Here is a 14,110-nt window from a genome sequence, read left to right on the forward strand (position 1 = left end):
GGGGCAGCAACAGGGGCCGCTACGTGTGGTGCGAGGCCGGTGCCGGTCAGCCCGGTGTCACCCGGCGGGCCCGGTCAGCCCGGTGTCACCAGGCGGGCCTCGTAGGCGAAGACCGCTGCCTGGGTGCGGTCGCGCAGGCCCAGCTTCACCAGGACGCGGCTGACGTGGGTCTTGATCGTCGACTCGGCGACCACGAGACGCTCGGCGATCTCCGAGTTGGACAGGCCCTGGGCGATCAGGACCAGCACCTCCGTCTCGCGCTCCGTCAGGTCGCCGTAGGCCCCCTGGGCCGAGGGCATCAGGCGCGGGGTCTCGGACAGCTTGGAGAACTCGGTGATCAGGCGCTTGGTGATCGAAGGGGCGAGAAGGGCCTCGCCGGCCGCCACCACCCGGACACCGTCCGCGAGCTGCCGGGCCGAGGCGTCCTTGAGCAGGAAACCGGACGCGCCCGCGCGCAACGCCTGGTACACGTACTCGTCGAGGTCGAAGGTGGTGAGGACCAGCACCTTCGACGTGCCGTCCGCCGCGACGATCTCCCGCGTGGCCTCGATACCGTTCAACTCGGGCATCCGGATGTCCATCAGCACGACGTCCGGAGCCAGCTCGCGGACCTTCGCCACCGCCTCCCGGCCGTTGACCGCCTCACCGGCGACCTCGATGTCCGGCATCGCGTTCAACAGGACCGAGAAGCCCTCGCGCACCATCATCTGATCGTCGGCGATCAGCACCCGGATCGTCATGCGTCACCCTCGGTCCGAGCGGGGACCGGCAGGAACACCGCCACCTCGTACCCTCCGTCGTCCGTCGGTCCCGCCGTCATCTCACCGTTCAGCATGGAGACGCGCTCACGCATGCCCGTGATGCCGTGCCCCGCCCCCGGCGACGGTTTGACCAGGGTGTTCTGCGGGACGGCGGTGTTGACCACACGCAGGCCCAGACCGCCCAGGACGTAGGAGACCTCGACGCGGGCCGTCGCGCCCGGCGCGTGGCGCAGGCTGTTGCTCAGCGCCTCCTGCACGATCCGGTACGCCGACAGCTCCACGCCGGGCGGCAGCTCGCGCACCGCTCCGGTCACCGCCTTGTCGACGGCCAGGCCGGCATCGCGCACGTTGGCCAGGAGGGCGTCCAGGTCCGCCAGCGTGGGCTGCGGGGCGTCCGGGGCCTCGTAGTCCTCGGCTCGGACGACTCCCAGGACGCGGCGCAGCTCGGTGAGGGCCGCCACCGCGTTCTCCCGGATGGTCGCGAAGGCGCGCTCCAGCTCCTCCGGCGGATTCTCCACCCGGTAGGGCGCGGCCTCCGCCTGGATGGCGACCACCGACATGTGGTGCGCGACCACGTCGTGCAGCTCGCGGGCGATGGTGGTGCGCTCCTCCAGCAGGGTCCGCCGGGAACGCTCGTGCGCGGTGACCGTCTGCTCGGCGGTCACCCGCTGCCGGGCGTCCCGCCGGATGTGCCAGACCGATACGAACAGCAGCGCGAAGGCGGTGAGGACCAGCAGCGGGGTGGAATTGCTCCCGTAGTGCCCGGCGCCCCAGAAGGAGTCGTTGAGGAATCCGTACGCCGCGGTCAGGGCCCACATCCACGCGGCCGTCCGGGGCCGGGTCCGTATCGCCACGACCACCAGGACCACGGTGTGGCACAGGAAGGCACCGGGCAGCCACGGCCACTCCCCCCAGCTGCTGCCGAGCAGCGCGACCACGGGGGTCGCCGCCATCGACATCCAGAAGGCACCCACCGGCCGGACCAGGGTGGCCAGCACCGGCGCCGCGCACGCCAGCCCGCTCAGCAGGGCCAACGGGCCGTCGGTCGCCCCCTCGACCGCCCCGGCGTAGAAGCACAGCAGGGCGAGGGCGGCCACCACCGCGTGCGGGAGGCGCGCCGCGTGGGGCTTCAGCCTGGCCGGCAGACGGCGGAACACCGGACCGTCCGTGCCTGCGCGGGGCAACGGCCGGTAGGCGAAGGCGTCGTGGAACAGATCCTCGCGGAGCCCGCTGAGGGCATTCTCCGCCAGCCGGAACTCGGGGCTGCGCGATCCGCTCCCCTCTCCGGGGGGCGGGGTCCGCATCTGGGTCGTCTCGGTCACGTCGGCAACGGTAGGCGCAGCACGGGTACGGCGTCGTCACCAGTGAGAGGGGTCCTGACGCATCCGTCTCAGGTACTACGGGGGTGAGGCGGCCAGCCCGCCTGCCCACACGGCAGGGCAGGGCAGGGCAGGTATCACGGGTACGACGGCACCCGCCTCCCGCTCATTCGAGCAGGTCGAGGACACGCCCGGCGGAAGTGTTCACGTTTCCGCGGCACACGCCCTCCCCCTCCCGCTCACCAAGCGAGCTGCGCGATCTCCTCCGCCACCACCGCGCACGCGTCCGCCACCGGGTCGATCAGCGGGTAGTGGCCCACGTCCTCCAGCAGCGTCACCCCCACCACCTCGCCGGCCTTCGCCGCCGCATCGGCGTACGCCTCGGCCACCGCCTGCGGCACGTCCACGTCGGCACGGCCCTGCACGAGGGTCGTCGCGATCCCGGTGGGCAGCAGCAGGGCGGGATCGGCGTACGGCCGCCGCTCGGTGAACAGCTCGCCGCCGCCGAGCAGTTGCCGCGCCGCGCCACCGCACACGCCGAGCCGGTCGGCGACCTCGAAGTCGGCGATCGGCGCGAGGGCCACCACGCCCCGAAGGGGGGCCGGGCGACCGGTCCGCCACGGGGCGTCCGCCGGCAGCAGATGCCGGGCGGCCGCCCACAGGGCGAGGTGACCGCCGGCGGAGTGGCCGGTGAGCACCGTACGGCGGGCGTCGGCCAGCGGCAGGTGGCGTCGGACCAGCTCCGGCAGCGCGTCCAGCGCTGCGGCCACGTCGTCGAACGTGTCGGGCCAGCGCCCGGCCACGGGGTCCCCGGAGCCCTCGGCATCGGGACCCTCGGCCCCGCGACGGTACTCGACGCTGGCCACGGCGAAGCCCCGCCCGGCCAGGAAACCGGCGAACGGGCTGATGTGCCGCCGGTCGTACGGGGCGCGCCACGAGCCGCCGTGCAGGACCACCACCACGGGGGCGGCCTCGTCCGGCCCGGATTCGCCGCGCGGCAGGTAGAAGTCGATCACCTGGTCGGGGTGATCGCCGTAGCCGGCGGTGGAGTCGGGCGCGACCGCCGGGTGGGAGAGGGCCGATTTCTCCTCCGCGGCGTTCCTCGCTGCAGCGGTGCCCGGTTCTGCGGCGGCGTCCGGCATGCTCAACCTCTCAGCGACGAAACGGTGTTGGCGGACCGGGGGTGGGGAATCGGCCGTTGGCGGGAAGTTATCAGGCCGGTGACGTGCGCGGACACGGGGATGTGACGCTGGGTGAGGGCCGGACGATGACGTGTCCGGCCCCACCCCGCGGCGCACCCCGGGACCCGCTCCCGCGGCTCAACCGCACCGCTGCCCGGTTCAGTCCGCCAGCGCCCGGGCCAGTACCCGCGCCGCCCGCTCCACGTCCGCGAAGCCGACGTACAGCGGGGTGAAGCCGAAGCGCAGTACATCGGGAGCGCGGTAGTCACCGACCACCCCGCGCTCGATCAGCCGCTTCATCACGTCGCCCGCGTCGTCGCAGCGCAGCGCGACCTGGCTGCCCCGCTCGGCGTGCGCCCGTGGGGTCACGGACTCCACCCGGCCGTCCGGGACGTACGCCTCGACGCAGCGCAGGAAGAAGTCGGTCAGCGCCAGTGACTTGGTCCGCACCGCCGTCACCGAGACCGCGTCCTCGTCCCACACGTCCAGCGCCGCCTCCAGGGCGAGCAGGGAGAGGATGTCCGGCGTACCGACCCTGCCGCGCGCCGCGCCCGAGGCCGGTGCGTAGGCGGACCGCATGCCGAACGGTTCGGCGTGCGAGTTCCAGCCCGGCAGCGGGGAGTCGAAGCGGGCCTGGAGGTCGCGGCGCACATACAGGAACGCGGGCGAACCGGGGCCGCCGTTGAGGTACTTGTAGGTGCAGCCGACCGCCAGGTCGACGCCGTGCTCGTCGAGCCCGACCGGCAGCGCGCCCGCACTGTGGCACAGGTCCCAGACGACGTACGCCCCCGCCGCGCGCACCGCGGCCGTGAGCGCGGGCAGGTCGTGCAGCCGGCCCGTGCGGTAGTCGACGTGGTTGAGCAGCACGGCGGCGACGCGATCGCCCCGGTCCGCCAGCACCGACGGCACCTCGGCCGGGGTGAGCGGCCGCAGGGTGCACCCCGTCATCCGCGCCACCGACTCGGCGATGTACCCGTCCGTGGGGAAGGTGGTGGCGTCGACCAGGATCTCGTCCCGGACCGGACCGCCCCCGCCCGTCCTGTCGCCGGTCCTGTCGCCGACCCCACCCGTCCCGCCGGTCGCACCGTCCGCCCGCGCCATGCGCACCGCGGCGACGAGCGCCTTGAAGACGTTGACGCTCGTCGAGTCGCCGACGACCACCTGCCCGGCGGCCGCGCCGACCAGCGGGGCGATGCGGTCGCCGATCCGCTCGGGCGCGGTCCACCAGCCGCTCTCCTCCCAGGACCGGATCCGCAACTCGCCCCACTGACGCAGTACGACGTCCGCCACGCGCGCGGGGACGTGCGCGGGAAGGGCGCCGAGGGAGTTGCCGTCGAGGTACGTGACGTCGTCGAGGACGAACCGCGCGCGCAGCGCGGCCAGCGGGTCGGCGGCGTCGAGCGCTTCGGCCGCGTTCTTGAGGTCGAGCGGTTCAGACATAGGACCGCGCCGTCCACAGCTCGGGGAACACGTTGTTGCGGGCCCGCTTCTCCAGCCAGGCCACCCCGGCGGAGCCGCCCGTGCCGGTCTTGGAGCCCATCGCGCGGCGGGTGGCGACCAGGTGGTCGTTGCGCCAGCGCCACACCAGCTCCGCCACGTCGGTGAGGGCCTCGCCGAGGCGGGCCAGCTCGCCGTTCTGGTCGCCGGAGTACACGGCCGTCCAGGCGGCCTCCACCTCGGGGGCGGCCTCGTACTTCCGGGTGACGTCACGCTGGAGCACGGCGTCGGGGATGTCGTGACCGCGCCGGGCGAGCAGCCGGACCACCTCGTCGTACAGGCTCGGCTCGTGCAGCGCCTTCTCCAGTTCCGCGTGGACGCGCGGGGCGCCGCGGTGCGGGACGAGCATGGACGCGGACTTGTCGCCGAGGAGGAACTCCAGGCGGCGGTACATCGCCGACTGGAAGCCGGAGCCCTCGCCGAGGGCGGACCGGTAGGAGTTGAACTGGGCGGGCGTGAGACCCGCGAGCGGCGTCCAGGAGGCGTTCAGCGCCTCCAACTCCCGCACCGAGCGCTTGAGCGCGTCGGTCGCCACCGGGATCCGGTCCTCGCGCAGGGCGCGGGCCGCGGTCTCCCACTCGTGGACGATGACGGTGAACCACAGCTCCATGACCTGGGTCGTGACCAGGAAGACCATCTCTCCGGGATCGTCGGAGAGGGTGTGCTGGAGGTGGGTGAGCACGTCCGCCTTGACGTAGTCCTCGTACGGCGTGCTGCCCTCGAAGTCGAGATTCGGGGCGTCGTGGGACATCGCTGTCTCCTGATGGCACTACGGGTAGCGGTCCGCCCTGCCGTTACCGGCACGGGGCCCCGGTCCCCACACGGCATCCTCCGCAATGGTCGCAGGAAACCGCAAGGCCCGCCCGCCCACCACGGGCGGGCGGGCCCCTCGCCTGCGCGGACTCAGCCGAGCACCTCGGCCGCCTCCGGCGAGGAGTCCTTCAGGAACTGGCTGCAGCGCTCGTACTCCTCCTTCTCGCCGATCGCCTGTGCGGCGCGGGCGAGGGCGTGCAGGGCGCGCAGGAAGCCGCGGTTCGGCTCGTGCTCCCAGGGCACCGGGCCGTGGCCCTTCCAGCCGCTGCGGCGCAGGGCGTCGAGGCCGCGGTGGTAGCCCGTACGGGCGTACGCGTACGACTCCACGACGCTGCCCCGCTCGAACGCCTCGTCGGCCAGCCGGGCCCAGGCGAGCGAGGACGTCGGGTACTTCGCGGCGACGTCGGCGGGGGAGGTGCCGCCGGCCAGCAGCTCGCGCGGCCCGGGGTCGTCGGGGAGGTGGGTCGGGGGCGGTCCCCCGAGGAGGTTCTCGTGAATGGCCATGGGACAAGTCTGCGGCATGCGCCGGGATCGGCCGGACGGGTCCGCAGATGCGGGCGCCGGACCCCGCGACCACGGCAGGATCCGAACGGCACTCCCTAGGCGCCGCGCTCCCTCTCCAGCGGCGGCGTCAGCACCGAGCCGTGGGTGCGGCACTCGGGGCGGACGCAGCCCGGCGCGGGGCGGCGCACGGTCGCGAAGGCGATGACGGAGCCCGCCACCAGGACGCCCGCGCAGATCAGCATCGCCGGGCCGAACGCGTCGTCGAACGCCGCGGGCGACCGGTAGGCCTCCTCCCCCATGCCGGTGAGCAGCGGCAGCGCGGCGACCGCGACGAGCCCCGCCGCGCGGGCCGCCGCGTTGTTGATACCGCTGGCCAGACCGGCGCGCGCGGTGTCCACCGCGGCCAGCACGCTCGCCGTCAGCGGCGCGACCAGGGTGACCATGCCGAGACCGAGCACCAGCAGGGCGGGCAGCACGTCGGCGAGGTAGGAGGCGCCGGGCCCGACCCGCAGCATCAGCAGCATCCCGGCCGCGCACAGCAGCGGACCGGCGGTGAGCTGGAGGCGCGGGCCGAGACGCTCGGCGAGTTCGCCGGAGCGGGCGGAGAGCAGCAGCATCAGGACGGTGGTCGGCAGCAGGGCCGTGCCGGCGGCCAGCGCGGACCAGCCGACGACGACCTGGAGCTGCAGCGCGGCGAGGAAGAAGAAACCGCCGAAGGCCGCGTACACGCACAGCGTGACCAGGTTGACCGCCGTGAACTGGCGGGAGGAGAAGACGTCGAGCGGCATCATCGGGTCCTTGCCGCGCCGTTCGACGAGGACGAAGGCCACGGCGGCCACCACCCCGGCCACCGCGCTGACCGCCACCGCCCAGGACGCCGTACGGGCCTCGATCAGCGCGTAGGTGAGCAGCGCGAGGGCCGCCGCGCACAGGGCGGCGCCGAGCACGTCGAATCGGGTGTGGGCGCGCTCGTCCGAGGACTCCGGCACGTGCCGCAGCGCGACCGGCGCGCACAGCAGCGCCAGCGGGACGTTGAGCAGGAACACCCAGCGCCAGCCCGGGCCGTCCACCAGCCAGCCCCCGAGGAACGGCCCCACCGCCGCGCCGACGCCCCCGAACCCCGACCACAGGCCGACGGCGCGGCCCCGGTCGTCGGCGTGGAAGGAGGCCTGGATCAGGGCGAGGGAACCCGGCGTGAGCAGCGCCCCGCCGACCCCCTGGAGGGCCCGGGCGGCGATCAGCACACCGGCGTTCGGCGCGAGGCCGCACAGCAGGGACGCGGCGGCGAACCACAGCACGCCGAGCACGAAGATCCGGCGGCGGCCGAACCGGTCGCCGAGGGCGCCGCCGAGCAGGATCAGACCGGCCAGTGTGACCATGTAGGCGTTGACGGTCCACTGCAGGGCGGCGAGGTCCGCGCCGAGGTCGCGCCCGATGTGGGGCAGCGCTACGTTGACGACGGTCGAGTCCAGCAGGGCCATGCTGGACCCGAGGACGGTGGTGAGCAGGATCCACTTGCCCTGCGGTGAGGCGAGCCGGACGTCGGGCATGCCCCAGGTATACAGCGAGCCCGGCGCGAAGGGCGCCGGGCTCGTGCGTACGGCCGTGTCGACCGGGAGTTACTTGATCTTCTGGCCCGCCGAGCGCAGGTGGCCGCAGGCCTCCACGACGCGCGCGGCCATGCCGGCCTCGGCCAGCTTGCCCCAGGTGCGCGGGTCGTAGGTCTTCTTGTTGCCGACCTCGCCGTCGACCTTGAGGACGCCGTCGTAGTTGCGGAACATGTGGTCGACGACCGGACGCGTGAAGGCGTACTGGGTGTCCGTGTCGATGTTCATCTTGACCACGCCGTTCTCCAGGGCGGTGGCGATCTCCTCGGCGGAGGAGCCGGAGCCGCCGTGGAAGACGAAGTCGAACGGCTTGCTGCCGGCCGGCCGGCCGTACTTCGACGCGATGCCCTCGTTCAGCTCCTTGAGCAGCTCGGGGCGGAGCACGACGTTGCCCGGCTTGTACACGCCGTGCACGTTGCCGAAGGACGCGGCCAGCAGGTAGCGGCCCTTCTCGCCCAGGCCCAGGGCCTCGACGGTGCGGACCGCGTCGTCGACCGTGGTGTAGAGGGAGTCGTTGATCTCGTGGGAGACGCCGTCCTCCTCGCCGCCGGTCGGGGTGATCTCGACCTCAAGGATGATCCTGGCGGCGCGGGCGCGCTCCAGCAGCTCCTGGGCGATGGAGAGGTTGTCGGCCAGGGTCTCGGCCGAGCCGTCCCACATGTGCGACTGGAAGAGCGGGTTGCGGCCCGCCTTCACGCGCTCCTCGGAGACCGCGAGCAGCGGACGGACGTACCCGTCGAGCTTGTCCTTCGGGCAGTGGTCCGTGTGCAGGGCGACGGTGACGTCGTACTTCTCGGCGACGATGTGCGCGAACTCGGCGAGGGCGACGGCGCCGGTCACCATGTCCTTGTTGTGCTGGCCGCCCAGGAACTCGGCGCCGCCGGTGGAGATCTGGACGATGCCGTCGCTCTCCGCCTCCGCGAATCCGCGCAGGGCCGCGTGCAGCGTCTGAGAAGAGGTCACGTTGATGGCGGGGTAGGCGAACTTTCCTGCCTTCGCCCGGTCCAGCATCTCGTTGTAGACCTCGGGAGTTGCGATGGGCATCTGTCCGCTCCTTGTATGTGCGGGTGGGCGTGTTGTTGCTTATGGCCCTGACCTAGGACTGGGGGGCGACGTCATCGTCGGCCCCATCCTTCCAGACCGGACGGGAATACCCGAGTGCACCCCGGCCCCGTCTCGGCCCCTGGTCTCAGTCCAGGCCCAGCTCGTCCTTGTCGTACGCGTACCGGTACGGCACGCCCGCCCCGTCCTGGATCTTCTCGGCGGCGCCGGTCGCCCGGTCCACGATCGTCGCGACCGCGACCACCTCCGCACCGGCCTCGCGCACGGCCTCGACGGCGGTGAGCGGGGAACCGCCGGTCGTGGAGGTGTCCTCGACGACCAGGACGCGGCGGCCCTTGATGTCCGGGCCCTCGACGCGGCGCTGCAGCCCGTGCGCCTTGGCGGCCTTGCGGACGACGAACGCGTCCAGCCTGCGGCCGCGCGCGGCGGCGGCGTGCAGCATGCTCGCGGCGACCGGGTCGGCGCCCATGGTCAGCCCGCCCACCGCGTCGAACTCCAGGTCGGCGGTCAGGTCGAGCAGCACCTGCCCGACCAGCGGCGCGGCCTCGCCGTCCAGGGTGATGCGGCGCAGGTCGACGTAGTAGTCGGCCTCCAGACCCGAGGAGAGGGTCACCTTGCCGTGCACCACGGCCTTGTCCTTGATCTGCTGCAGCAGCGCGCCGCGTGTGCCTGGCGGCATTACTTCGTTGACGTCCGTCATGTACGCCAGCTTAAAGGCGGCGCCAGGCCCAGGTCGTCGTGGCCTCCAGCGGCTCCAGGGGCGTGACCAGGCGGGGAAGGGTGTTCAGCCCGTTGGGCGGCCCGGTCTGCGGCTCCACGCAGACGGCGGCCTCCTGCTCGTCGTACACCACGACCCACGGCTCGGGGCTGGTCACCTTCAGCTCCAGCCGCCCCGGCCAGGTCAGCGTGACGTCGACGCCGTCCGGCATGCCGAAGCAGTCGTCCCAGGGGCCGGGCTTCGGCTCGACGCGGTTGCCGGTGGGGAGGTGGTCGTCGCCGCGCTCCTCCTGCCAGGCGGGGTCGAAGGCGATCTGCGCGCCGGCGCCGTCGAGGGTCCGGTTGAACCAGGGGTGCCAGCCGATCTGCGCCGGGAAGGACGACTCGTACGTCTCCACGGACATCGTCAGCGTCAGCGCGTCCTCGGCGAGCCCGATCACCTGCGTGACGCGGCCGGAGTAGGGCCAGGGGTCCACGAGGTCGTAGGTGAGGACGGCCTCGTCCGCGGTGACGCGGGCGGTGTGCCAGGCGGCGTCGCGCGCGGTGCCGTGGATGGCGTGCGGCGGCGAGTTCAGGGGCATCTGGTGGACCGCGGCGCCGTCGCTGAAGCGGCCGTCGCGGATGCGTCCGCACCAGGGGACCATCGGGAAGCAGCCGTAGCGCTCGCCCTGGCGGAGCAGTTCCGTGCCGCCGACGCGGAGCCCGCCGATCCGGCCGCCGTTGCCCGGCAGCACGGTCGCCTCCGCGTCACCCGCGGTCAGCGTGATGGGTTCGTTGCTCACGCCATGACCCTACTGGGGCGATCAAGAGCGCCCCACTCGGTCGCCGCTCCCGCGGCGTATCGGGGAGCGGTTCGGGGAAGCGGTTCAGCGGCGGCGGCGCAGCGCCCGGCCCACCACGATCGCCGACGCCACGACCAGCGCCGCCGCGGGGGCGGCCCAGCGCAGGGGGGCGCCGACCGCGTTGGCCTGGGGCGCGGGCACGGGGGCGTAGCGGCCGCGCGGCGGAGCGTGGTCCACCTCCTCGGCGCTGCGGCCGATCATCGTGCGGCGCGCGTGCGCGGCCTCGGCGGGAGGCTGGACGGCCGGCTGGGCGCCGGCCTCCTCCGGCGCCCCTCCGCCGTCCCCGGCGTCGTGCCCGTCGGTCCCGTCGTCGTGTCCGCTCGCGGCCGCGGTGCCGTCGGTGTCATCGGTGTCATCGGTGTCCGTCAGGGAGGGCGGGGGGACCTCGGTGTCGAAGACGGAGCCGGGGCGCGCTTCGGGCTCCGCCTCCGGTGCGGGCTCCGGTGCCGCGGCGGGGGGCGTCTGCGCCGCCGTGCCGAGGTTCTCCGCGAACCGGGTGAGCAGCCGGGCCGTGGCCGACGTGACCGACTCCGGCGGCAGCTCCGTGACGCGCCCGTCCGCCGTGGCCGTCCCGGTGAACACGAGGGTGCTGCCGCCGTCGGCGTCGTCCACGCGGAGGGTCAGCGCCAGCGTGACCTCGCCGGTGCCGCGCGACTCGGTGGCCTCGCCCTCGACGGCGTACGTGCCGTCCTCGCCCCCGGACAGGCGCAGGGACCCGCGGTAGGTGATGGAGTGACTGCCGATGCGCACCTTCAGCCGGCCCGCGACGGGCTCGGCACCGGCGTCCTGCTGGAGCCCCGGGACCGCCCGGGCGACCCGGAGGGGGTCGGCCAGCACGTCCCTGAGCCGCTCGGCCGGAACCGGAACGAACACCTCATGCTCCATGGCAGCGCAGCCTACCGCTCCCGGGGTGGTCGGCCGGGGTGGTTGGCCGGGGTCATCGCGCCGTCGGGCCGATCGGCCGCCCGCCGGACTCAGTACCGCGGGTGCACCAGCGTGGAGGGCGGCAGCCCGGGGAGCCGGGTGCGCGCCGCGTCGCGGGCGTCCCGGGCCAGGGAGTCGGGTGTGAGGGTGTACGGGCGGGGCGACGCCGGGCCGAGGCGCAGGACGGGGGGCGTACGGGCGGCCAGGAGGAAGCCCCAGTCGCCCGGGGCGCGGAGGTCCGCGGTGGTGCGCTCGGGGCCTGCCGCCGAGCCGGGGTGGCGGGTGCCGACGCGGTAGGCGACGGCCGGCAGGCCGGCCGCGCGGAGGGTGGCGTCCACCGTCCAGAAGGCGCGGGGGCGTGCGACCGGCGGGCCCGCGTGGACCGCCAGCCGCCCGTCGGGCGCGAGCACCCGCCGCAGCAGCCCGTAGAACTCCTGCGAGTACAGCTTCGTGCTCGCCGTGGCGGACGGGTCGGGCAGGTCCGAGATCACCACGTCGTACGTCGCGGAGGGCGTCGCGCGCAGCCGGTGGAAGGCGTCCCCCGTGACGACGTGGACGCGCGCGTCGCCGTAGGCGTGCTCGTTGAGGGCGGACAGGCCGGGGTCCTGCCGGGCCAGCCGGGCGAACTGGGGGTCGAGTTCGACGACGTCGAGGCGGCGCACGCCGGGGTGGCGCAGGATCTCCCGTGCGGCGAGGCCGTCACCGCCGCCGAGGACGAGCACGCGCGCGTGGGGGCCGTTCATGGCGGGGAGCACCAGCGCCTCGTGGTAACGCCGTTCGTCGCCGTCCCGCACCCGCAGCCGGCCGTCGAGGTACAGGTCGAGGGGCAGCCCGTCGGTGTCGCCGGTGAGGACGACCTCCTGCACGTCGGTCCGCACGGCCACGCGGACGTCCTGGCCGTACACGGCCTGCCGGGCGGCGCGTTCGAAGTCGTCGGCGAGGACGGTCGCCGTGGCGAGCAGGGCGAGGACGACCGCGTTGGCGGTCAGCAGCAGCCGGCGGGACCGGCGGGTCAGGTCCCGCCGGAACAGGCCGAGGACGAGGGCGGCGCCGACGACGGCGTTGACCGTGCCGGTGAGCAGCGCGCCGGTGAGCTGACCGAGGAAGGGCAGCAGGACGAAGGGGAAGGCGAGGCCGCCGACGAGCGCCCCGACGTAGTCCGCGGCGAACAGGTCGGCGACGGCTCCGCCGGGGTCCTGCCGGCGCACCCGCTGGATCAGCTCCATGAGCAGCGGCACCTCGGCGCCGATCAGCACCCCGATGGCCAGGGAGAAGGCGACCAGCAGGACGCGCGGCCCGTCGCCCCACAGGCCGCCCCAGCCGCCGGTCCAGGCGAAGACGGCGTACAGCACCATCGCGCTGGAGCCGCCGACGAGGGCGAGGACGGCCTCGAGCGCGCCGAAGCCGGCCGCCGCGAGGCCGCGCAGCCGTTTGGCGGCGAGCGAGCCGAGGCCCATGGCGAAGACCATGACCGACAGGACCACGGACGCCTGGGTGACCGAGTCACCCATCAGGTACGAGGCGAGCGCGACGAGTTCGAGTTCGTAGACGAGCCCGCAGGCCGCGCACACGAACACGCCCGCCAGCACCAGGAACCGGCCGACGGCCGGACGGACGGGCAGCCGCGCGGGCGCCTCGGGACCGCCGTGGCCGCGGGGACCGCCCCAGGACGGCGGGGAGCCGGGCGGGGCGGGCGCGTGCGGTTCGATCACGGAGTGACGTTACGTCACACTCTCACTGCGCTTCGTCACCCACACGTGTGAAACTCGGTTCCCGACGGGCATCACGGGTTTATCCGGCCCCCACCCGCTCAAGCCGTCGGCCACCGCCCGCCCGGGCGGCCGGTGGCCCGCCGTTCACACCGCGGACGGGCTGAGCCGCGACGTCGGCACCCGCACACCCACCCGGGTGCGGGTCGCCACCAGGCGGCCCTCCTGCGGGTAGGCGTGCCAGGTCCGCCAGTGGACCTGGCCCTCGTGCCGCCGGGCCAGCAGCGCGGTGAAGGCGTGCGGACTGCCCGGGAAGACGCCGGCCAGACCGTGCGGGTGGTCGGAGACGAGGGCGAGCAGCTCTTGGGCGCGGGCGGCGAAGGAGCCCGGCGTCAGCACCTCCACGCGGGCCGCGAACTCGTACTCCCAGTCGCCCACCCGCTTGGCGACGCCCAGCGGCAGGGGGGTGCTGCTGCCGGCCAGGCACGCCACCGTCTCGGAGCAGGTGCCCTGCTCCTCTTCGAGCAGGACCTGATGGGAGGCGCCGAGGAGCCGCAACTGCAGTTTCGCGCCCGTGAGTTCGATATCGAGACGGGCGAGTGCGGGCAGCGGCTCGCGTCCCAGCGCCCAGGCCAGGTCGGCGGCGCGCGTGTCGGTGTAGGCGGTTGTCAGGGTCGTGAGCATGGATCGGCTCCGCAAGCACACAAGGAGAGGAAGGTGTGGGGCCTGCGCATCCGGGGCACTGCCGGGGATGCGGCCCGCTCAGCCCAGTCGGCCGGTCAGGAGGGGGGTCAACAGGTCGTCCGTGGAGCTGCGTTGATGAGGGGAAGCGAATCATGAACGATGGCGCCGTCACAGCGTTTTTACCCAACTTCGTGGCGTTTCCATCCCTCAGGGGGCTCAACAGCTCAACTGTTCAACCAAGGCGCACACCCCGCCCGTACGGAGTGCGCCGGTGCGCGGAAGCGCCCGCCGGGCAGACGACCCGGCGGGCGCTCCGTGTGGGGACGTGGGGCCCGGTCCCAGGAACGGGCCCCGTGGCGGGGATGCGGTTCCCCCTGCCGGCGCTCAGCTGCCCCGTGTCAGCTGCCTCCGCCGCATCCGCCGCCGCCCCCTCCCCCGCAGGACGACCCGCCTCCGCAGGAAGAGCCGCCGCCGCAGGAAGAACCGTTCC

Annotated in this window: 13 protein-coding genes; all 13 read right to left on the reverse strand. The window is 73.8% G+C overall.

Features of this window, described 5'->3' with window-relative positions:
* Nucleotides 1–74: 74 nt before the first annotated feature.
* Nucleotides 75–740 (reverse strand): response regulator transcription factor, encoded by a 666-nt coding sequence (locus tag EV562_RS22790; RefSeq protein ID WP_133888682.1) that lies wholly within the window; start codon nucleotides 738–740, stop codon nucleotides 75–77.
* Nucleotides 737–2,083, reverse strand: coding sequence for a histidine kinase (locus tag EV562_RS22795; protein ID WP_166661950.1), 1,347 nt, complete (start codon nucleotides 2,081–2,083; stop codon nucleotides 737–739). Before EV562_RS22795 ends, EV562_RS22790 begins: the two co-directional genes overlap by 4 nt.
* A 236-nt stretch (nucleotides 2,084–2,319) precedes the next feature.
* Nucleotides 2,320–3,222, reverse strand: a complete 903-nt coding sequence (locus EV562_RS22800; RefSeq protein WP_133888683.1) for an alpha/beta hydrolase — start codon at nucleotides 3,220–3,222, stop codon at nucleotides 2,320–2,322.
* A 198-nt stretch (nucleotides 3,223–3,420) separates the two neighbouring features.
* Complete coding sequence (gene kynU, locus EV562_RS22805) at nucleotides 3,421–4,701, reverse strand: kynureninase (RefSeq protein ID WP_133888684.1); 1,281 nt, start codon at nucleotides 4,699–4,701, stop codon at nucleotides 3,421–3,423.
* Entirely contained in the window at nucleotides 4,694–5,509 is an 816-nt protein-coding gene (locus EV562_RS22810; RefSeq protein ID WP_133888685.1) for a tryptophan 2,3-dioxygenase, read from the reverse strand. The genes kynU and EV562_RS22810 overlap by 8 nt, the downstream gene beginning before the upstream one ends.
* A 152-nt stretch (nucleotides 5,510–5,661) precedes the next feature.
* Entirely contained in the window at nucleotides 5,662–6,075 is a 414-nt protein-coding gene (locus EV562_RS22815; protein ID WP_064728996.1) for a DUF3151 domain-containing protein, read from the reverse strand.
* A gap of 95 nt (nucleotides 6,076–6,170) precedes the next feature.
* Entirely contained in the window at nucleotides 6,171–7,625 is a 1,455-nt protein-coding gene (locus EV562_RS22820) for an MFS transporter (protein ID WP_133888686.1), read from the reverse strand.
* A 69-nt stretch (nucleotides 7,626–7,694) separates the two neighbouring features.
* A complete protein-coding gene (gene fbaA, locus EV562_RS22825; RefSeq protein ID WP_133888687.1) occupies nucleotides 7,695–8,726 on the reverse strand; it encodes a class II fructose-bisphosphate aldolase in 1,032 nt (343 codons plus the stop codon).
* 145 nt (nucleotides 8,727–8,871) lie between these two features.
* Nucleotides 8,872–9,423 (reverse strand): orotate phosphoribosyltransferase, encoded by a 552-nt coding sequence (pyrE, locus tag EV562_RS22830; RefSeq protein WP_208298403.1) that lies wholly within the window; start codon nucleotides 9,421–9,423, stop codon nucleotides 8,872–8,874.
* 31 nt (nucleotides 9,424–9,454) lie between these two features.
* Nucleotides 9,455–10,243 carry an aldose 1-epimerase gene (locus EV562_RS22835; RefSeq protein WP_133888689.1) on the reverse strand — a complete coding sequence of 263 codons (789 nt, stop codon included), beginning with the start codon at nucleotides 10,241–10,243 and terminating at the stop codon, nucleotides 9,455–9,457.
* Nucleotides 10,244–10,327: 84 nt separating this feature from the next.
* Nucleotides 10,328–11,188 (reverse strand): SRPBCC domain-containing protein, encoded by an 861-nt coding sequence (locus EV562_RS22840; RefSeq protein ID WP_133888690.1) that lies wholly within the window; start codon nucleotides 11,186–11,188, stop codon nucleotides 10,328–10,330.
* 89 nt (nucleotides 11,189–11,277) lie between these two features.
* Entirely contained in the window at nucleotides 11,278–12,939 is a 1,662-nt protein-coding gene (locus tag EV562_RS22845; RefSeq protein ID WP_133888691.1) for a polyamine aminopropyltransferase, read from the reverse strand.
* Nucleotides 12,940–13,083: 144 nt separating this feature from the next.
* Nucleotides 13,084–13,620 (reverse strand): DUF2617 family protein, encoded by a 537-nt coding sequence (locus tag EV562_RS22850; protein WP_166661951.1) that lies wholly within the window; start codon nucleotides 13,618–13,620, stop codon nucleotides 13,084–13,086.
* Nucleotides 13,621–14,110 lie beyond the last annotated feature (490 nt).

The sequence above is a fragment of the Streptomyces sp. BK208 genome, assembly GCF_004364245.1.
Classification (GTDB): domain Bacteria; phylum Actinomycetota; class Actinomycetes; order Streptomycetales; family Streptomycetaceae; genus Streptomyces.

What these genes read in the sequence shown, in the direction of transcription:
- EV562_RS22815 (WP_064728996.1), bottom strand. Translation starts at nt 6,075, where the DNA reads ATGGCCATTCACGAGAACCTCCTCGGGGGACCGCCCCCGACCCACCTC.
- fbaA (WP_133888687.1), bottom strand. Translation starts at nt 8,726, where the DNA reads ATGCCCATCGCAACTCCCGAGGTCTACAACGAGATGCTGGACCGGGCG.
- EV562_RS22800 (WP_133888683.1), bottom strand. Translation starts at nt 3,222, where the DNA reads ATGCCGGACGCCGCCGCAGAACCGGGCACCGCTGCAGCGAGGAACGCC.
- EV562_RS22850 (WP_166661951.1), bottom strand. Translation starts at nt 13,620, where the DNA reads ATGCTCACGACCCTGACAACCGCCTACACCGACACGCGCGCCGCCGAC.
- EV562_RS22790 (WP_133888682.1), bottom strand. Translation starts at nt 740, where the DNA reads ATGACGATCCGGGTGCTGATCGCCGACGATCAGATGATGGTGCGCGAG.
- kynU (WP_133888684.1), bottom strand. Translation starts at nt 4,701, where the DNA reads ATGTCTGAACCGCTCGACCTCAAGAACGCGGCCGAAGCGCTCGACGCC.
- pyrE (WP_208298403.1), bottom strand. Translation starts at nt 9,423, where the DNA reads ATGCCGCCAGGCACACGCGGCGCGCTGCTGCAGCAGATCAAGGACAAG.
- EV562_RS22810 (WP_133888685.1), bottom strand. Translation starts at nt 5,509, where the DNA reads ATGTCCCACGACGCCCCGAATCTCGACTTCGAGGGCAGCACGCCGTAC.
- EV562_RS22820 (WP_133888686.1), bottom strand. Translation starts at nt 7,625, where the DNA reads ATGCCCGACGTCCGGCTCGCCTCACCGCAGGGCAAGTGGATCCTGCTC.
- EV562_RS22840 (WP_133888690.1), bottom strand. Translation starts at nt 11,188, where the DNA reads ATGGAGCATGAGGTGTTCGTTCCGGTTCCGGCCGAGCGGCTCAGGGAC.